Origin of the sequence: Acinetobacter sp. R933-2 (assembly GCF_030325485.1) — a bacterium.
Taxonomy (GTDB): domain Bacteria; phylum Pseudomonadota; class Gammaproteobacteria; order Pseudomonadales; family Moraxellaceae; genus Acinetobacter; species Acinetobacter sichuanensis.
In genome coordinates this window covers 1-4,168 of sequence record NZ_JACAIJ010000040.1, presented here as the reverse complement: position 1 = coordinate 4,168, position 4,168 = coordinate 1, and the positions used below count along the sequence as shown (strand labels likewise).

Here is a 4,168-nt window from a genome sequence, read left to right as displayed (position 1 = left end):
TCTACGGCACGTTTGAAGGCGCGCTGAAAGGTCTGGTCATACATGTGATGGCGACGCACGACACCGCTCCGTGGATCGGTCGAATGCGTGTGCTGCGCAAAAACCCAGAACCACGGCCAGGAATGCCCGGCGCGCGGATACTTCCGCTCAAGGGCGTCGGGAAGCGCAACGCCGCTGCGGCCCTCGGCCTGGTCCTTCAGCCACCATGCCCGTGCACGCGACAGCTGCTCGCGCAGGCTGGGTGCCAAGCTCTCGGGTAACATCAAGGCCCGATCCTTGGAGCCCTTGCCCTCCCGCACGATGATCGTGCCGTGATCGAAATCCAGATCCTTGACCCGCAGTTGCAAACCCTCACTGATCCGCATGCCCGTTCCATACAGAAGCTGGGCGAACAAACGATGCTCGCCTTCCAGAAAACCGAGGATGCGAACCACTTCATCCGGGGTCAGCACCACCGGCAAGCGCCGCGACGGCCGAGGTCTTCCGATCTCCTGAAGCCAGGGCAGATCCGTGCACAGCACCTTGCCGTAGAAGAACAGCAAGGCCGCCAATGCCTGACGATGCGTGGAGACCGAAACCTTGCGCTCGTTCGCCAGCCAGGACAGAAATGCCTCGACTTCGCTGCTGCCCAAGGTTGCCGGGTGACGCACACCGTGGAAACGGATGAAGGCACGAACCCAGTGGACATAAGCCTGTTCGGTTGGTAAGCTGTAATGCAAGTAGCGTATGCGCTCACGCAACTGGTCCAGAACCTTGACCGAACGCAGCGGTGGTAACGGCGCAGTGGCGGTTTTCATGGCTTGTTATGACTGTTTTTTTGTACAGTCTATGCCTCGGGCATCCAAGCAGCAAGCGCGTTACGCCGTGGGTCGATGTTTGATGTTATGGAGCAGCAACGATGTTACGCAGCAGGGCAGTCGCCCTAAAACAAAGTTATGCAGCCAAATCCCAACAATTAAGGGTCTTAAAATGGTAAAAGATTGGATTCCCATCTCTCATGATAATTACAAGCAGGTGCAAGGACCGTTCTATCATGGAACCAAAGCCAATTTGGCGATTGGTGACTTGCTAACCACAGGGTTCATCTCTCATTTCGAGGACGGTCGTATTCTTAAGCACATCTACTTTTCAGCCTTGATGGAGCCAGCAGTTTGGGGAGCTGAACTTGCTATGTCACTGTCTGGCCTCGAGGGTCGCGGCTACATATACATAGTTGAGCCAACAGGACCGTTCGAAGACGATCCGAATCTTACGAACAAAAGATTTCCCGGTAATCCAACACAGTCCTATAGAACCTGCGAACCCTTGAGAATTGTTGGCGTTGTTGAAGACTGGGAGGGGCATCCTGTTGAATTAATAAGGGGAATGTTGGATTCGTTGGAGGACTTAAAGCGCCGTGGTTTACACGTCATTGAAGACTAGTCCTTTGCATAACAAAGCCATCAAACCGGACGCCAGAGATTCCGCGCCTGTTGCGCATGGCTTCGCCATTTTATGCGCAATAGGCGCGCCACCCTGTCGCCGTTTATGGCGGCGTTAGGCATCACAAAGTACAGCATCGTGACCAACAGCAACGATTCCGTCACACTGCGCCTCATGACTGAGCATGACCTTGCGATGCTCTATGAGTGGCTAAATCGATCTCATATCGTCGAGTGGTGGGGCGGAGAAGAAGCACGCCCGACACTTGCTGACGTACAGGAACAGTACTTGCCAAGCGTTTTAGCGCAAGAGTCCGTCACTCCATACATTGCAATGCTGAATGGAGAGCCGATTGGGTATGCCCAGTCGTACGTTGCTCTTGGAAGCGGGGACGGATGGTGGGAAGAAGAAACCGATCCAGGAGTACGCGGAATAGACCAGTCACTGGCGAATGCATCACAACTGGGCAAAGGCTTGGGAACCAAGCTGGTTCGAGCTCTGGTTGAGTTGCTGTTCAATGATCCCGAGGTCACCAAGATCCAAACGGACCCGTCGCCGAGCAACTTGCGAGCGATCCGATGCTACGAGAAAGCGGGGTTTGAGAGGCAAGGTACCGTAACCACCCCAGATGGTCCAGCCGTGTACATGGTTCAAACACGCCAGGCATTCGAGCGAACACGCAGTGATGCCTAACCCTTCCATCGAGGGGGACGTCCAAGGGCTGGCGCCCTTGGCCGCCCCTCATGTCAAACGTTAGATGCACTAAGCACATAATTGCTCACAGCCAAACTATCAGGTCAAGTCTGCTTTTATTATTTTTAAGCGTGCATAATAAGCCCTACACAAATTGGGAGATATATCATGAAAGGCTGGCTTTTTCTTGTTATCGCAATAGTTGGCGAAGTAATCGCAACATCCGCATTAAAATCTAGCGAGGGCTTTACTAAGCTTGCCCCTTCCGCCGTTGTCATAATCGGTTATGGCATCGCATTTTATTTTCTTTCTCTGGTTCTGAAATCCATCCCTGTCGGTGTTGCTTATGCAGTCTGGTCGGGACTCGGCGTCGTCATAATTACAGCCATTGCCTGGTTGCTTCATGGGCAAAAGCTTGATGCGTGGGGCTTTGTAGGTATGGGGCTCATAATTGCTGCCTTTTTGCTCGCCCGATCCCCATCGTGGAAGTCGCTGCGGAGGCCGACGCCATGGTGACGGTGTTCGGCATTCTGAATCTCACCGAGGACTCCTTCTTCGATGAGAGCCGGCGGCTAGACCCCGCCGGCGCTGTCACCGCGGCGATCGAAATGCTGCGAGTCGGATCAGACGTCGTGGATGTCGGACCGGCCGCCAGCCATCCGGACGCGAGGCCTGTATCGCCGGCCGATGAGATCAGACGTATTGCGCCGCTCTTAGACGCCCTGTCCGATCAGATGCACCGTGTTTCAATCGACAGCTTCCAACCGGAAACCCAGCGCTATGCGCTCAAGCGCGGCGTGGGCTACCTGAACGATATCCAAGGATTTCCTGACCCTGCGCTCTATCCCGATATTGCTGAGGCGGACTGCAGGCTGGTGGTTATGCACTCAGCGCAGCGGGATGGCATCGCCACCCGCACCGGTCACCTTCGACCCGAAGACGCGCTCGACGAGATTGTGCGGTTCTTCGAGGCGCGGGTTTCCGCCTTGCGACGGAGCGGGGTCGCTGCCGACCGGCTCATCCTCGATCCGGGGATGGGATTTTTCTTGAGCCCCGCACCGGAAACATCGCTGCACGTGCTGTCGAACCTTCAAAAGCTGAAGTCGGCGTTGGGGCTTCCGCTATTGGTCTCGGTGTCGCGGAAATCCTTCTTGGGCGCCACCGTTGGCCTTCCTGTAAAGGATCTGGGTCCAGCGAGCCTTGCGGCGGAACTTCACGCGATCGGCAATGGCGCTGACTACGTCCGCACCCACGCGCCTGGAGATCTGCGAAGCGCAATCACCTTCTCGGAAACCCTCGCGAAATTTCGCAGTCGCGACGCCAGAGACCGAGGGTTAGATCATGCCTAGCATTCACCTTCCGGCCGCCCGCTAGCGGACCCTGGTCAGGTTCCGCGAAGGTGGGCGCAGACATGCTGGGCTCGTCAGGATCAAACTGCACTATGAGGCGGCGGTTCATACCGCGCCAGGGGAGCGAATGGACAGCGAGGAGCCTCCGAACGTTCGGGTCGCCTGCTCGGGTGATATCGACGAGGTTGTGCGGCTGATGCACGACGCTGCGGCGTGGATGTCCGCCAAGGGAACGCCCGCCTGGGACGTCGCGCGGATCGACCGGACATTCGCGGAGACCTTCGTCCTGAGATCCGAGCTCCTAGTCGCGAGTTGCAGCGACGGCATCGTCGGCTGTTGCACCTTGTCGGCCGAGGATCCCGAGTTCTGGCCCGACGCCCTCAAGGGGGAGGCCGCATATCTGCACAAGCTCGCGGTGCGACGGACACATGCGGGCCGGGGTGTCAGCTCCGCGCTGATCGAGGCTTGCCGCCATGCCGCGCGAACGCAGGGGTGCGCCAAGCTGCGGCTCGACTGCCACCCGAACCTGCGTGGCCTATACGAGCGGCTCGGATTCACCCACGTCGACACTTTCAATCCCGGCTGGGATCCAACCTTCATCGCAGAACGCCTAGAACTCGAAATCTAACGTCCGTTCGGGCATCGAGGTCCATGTCGGGGTGGGACGGGCCCGTGGCTTCAAGATCACTTGCAGTCCGACCGCG

The 4,168-nt window shown here is 57.3% G+C and carries 6 protein-coding genes; 5 read left to right on the top strand and 1 reads right to left on the bottom strand.

Features of this window, described 5'->3' with window-relative positions; genetic code table 11:
* The coding region (intI1, locus tag HX005_RS19365) for a class 1 integron integrase IntI1 (RefSeq protein ID WP_079284715.1) at window positions 1-797 on the bottom strand (797 nt) is incomplete at its 3' end.
* A gap of 172 nt (window positions 798-969) precedes the next feature.
* Between intI1 and HX005_RS19360 the strand changes: the two genes are divergently transcribed.
* The 5 genes from HX005_RS19360 to HX005_RS19340 all read left to right on the top strand — a co-directional run bounded on the left by HX005_RS19360 (window position 970) and on the right by HX005_RS19340 (window position 4,092).
* Window positions 970-1,422, top strand: coding sequence for an NAD(+)--rifampin ADP-ribosyltransferase Arr-3 (locus HX005_RS19360; protein WP_001749986.1), 453 nt, complete (start codon window positions 970-972; stop codon window positions 1,420-1,422).
* Between the two features lie 105 nt (window positions 1,423-1,527).
* Entirely contained in the window at window positions 1,528-2,115 is a 588-nt protein-coding gene (gene aac(6')-Ib / locus HX005_RS19355; protein WP_033917551.1) for an AAC(6')-Ib family aminoglycoside 6'-N-acetyltransferase, read from the top strand.
* 168 nt (window positions 2,116-2,283) lie between these two features.
* Window positions 2,284-2,631 (top strand): quaternary ammonium compound efflux SMR transporter QacE delta 1, encoded by a 348-nt coding sequence (locus tag HX005_RS19350; RefSeq protein WP_000679427.1) that lies wholly within the window; start codon window positions 2,284-2,286, stop codon window positions 2,629-2,631.
* On the top strand, window positions 2,625-3,464 hold the full coding sequence (gene sul1 / locus HX005_RS19345) for a sulfonamide-resistant dihydropteroate synthase Sul1 (RefSeq protein WP_000259031.1): 840 nt from the start codon (window positions 2,625-2,627) through the stop codon (window positions 3,462-3,464). Before HX005_RS19350 ends, sul1 begins: the two co-directional genes overlap by 7 nt.
* A gap of 127 nt (window positions 3,465-3,591) precedes the next feature.
* Window positions 3,592-4,092 carry a GNAT family N-acetyltransferase gene (locus tag HX005_RS19340; protein ID WP_000376623.1) on the top strand — a complete coding sequence of 167 codons (501 nt, stop codon included), beginning with the start codon at window positions 3,592-3,594 and terminating at the stop codon, window positions 4,090-4,092.
* Window positions 4,093-4,168 lie beyond the last annotated feature (76 nt).